The organism is Actinosynnema sp. NPDC023658 (assembly GCF_040639995.1).
GTDB lineage: Bacteria > Actinomycetota > Actinomycetes > Mycobacteriales > Pseudonocardiaceae > Actinosynnema.
Genome location: NZ_JBFAAX010001413.1, coordinates 1 through 1,164, shown reverse-complemented (window position 1 = coordinate 1,164; position 1,164 = coordinate 1). Strand labels below are relative to the sequence as shown.

At 73.6% G+C, this 1,164-nt stretch carries 1 protein-coding gene; it reads left to right on the top strand.

Annotated elements, in window-relative coordinates; all coding sequences use genetic code 11:
• On the top strand, positions 1–1,100 hold a 1,100-nt coding region (locus AB0G02_RS41425; protein WP_360806407.1), incomplete at its 5' end, for a condensation domain-containing protein.
• Between the last annotated feature and the right edge of the window lie 64 nt (positions 1,101–1,164).

The following is a 1,164-nucleotide window of genomic DNA, read 5'->3' as shown; positions in this document are numbered from 1 at the left end:
TGGTGCACGACCGGGCCGACATGGCGGTGGACGTGCACGACGTCCGCCACCTCGACCGGGCGGCGCTGGAGGCGCGGCTGCGGGAGTTCACCGCGCGGGAACGCGCGACGCCGTTCGACCTGCTCGTGGCGCCGCTGGAGCGGATCACCGCGCACGTGGACGGCGACCGCAGCTGGTGGCTGTCGGTCACGTCGTGCCACGCCATCACCGAGGGTTGGAGCCAACGGCTGCTCATGGGCGAACTGCTGGAGCTGTACCGGGCGTTCCGCGACGGGCAGGTGCCCCGATTGCAGCCGCTGCCGCGCGTGCGCTACGCCGACTTCATCGCCGCCGAACTGGAGGCGCTGAGGTCCACCGGGGTCGTCGACCACTGGACCTCGGTCGTCACCGGCAACGCAAGGTTCACGCTGCCCGACGGCTGGGGCGGCGACGCCGGACCGGCCTACGTCCTGCCGGTGGCCTTCGGTGACCTGCGCGACGGCCTGGACCGGCTGGGCGCGGCGGCCGGCGTGCCGATCAAGAGCGTGCTGTTCGGCGCGCACCTGGCGGTGCTCTCCCGGCTCGCGCCCGGCCCCTTCTACACCGGGCTGGTCACCGACTCCCGACCCGCGTCGGACGGCGTCGAACGGGTGCCCGGCATGTACCTCAACACCGTGCCGTTCCCGTACGACGGGCGGGCCGCGACGTGGCGCGACCTGGTCCGGGGCGTCTTCGCGGCGGAGGCGGGGATGTGGCCGAACCGGACCATGCCGATGCCCGCCATCGCGGAGCTGGCCGGTCCCGGCCGGATGCTCGACGTGATGTTCAGCTACCGCGAGTTCGACGCCGCCGAGATCGACCTGGGCGACAGCGGCGGCATCGGGGTCGGTGAGGGCGCGGGCGAGGGCGCGAACGAGTTCCCGCTCGCGGTGTCGACCGTGCCCGGCCACCTCGCGCTCACCGCCGACCCGGCGTTCGTCAGCCGGGAGCACGGCGAGCTGATGGCCGGGATGTACCGGCGGGTGCTGGAGTCCATGGCCGCCGACCCGGACGGGGACGCGACCGCAGAACTGGCGACCGACCAGGTCGACGGCTGGAACGACACGGCGGTGCAGTGGTGACGGCGCGACGAGTGCTCGACCTGTTCGACGACCGGGTGGCGGCCACCCCGGACGCGGTCGCGCT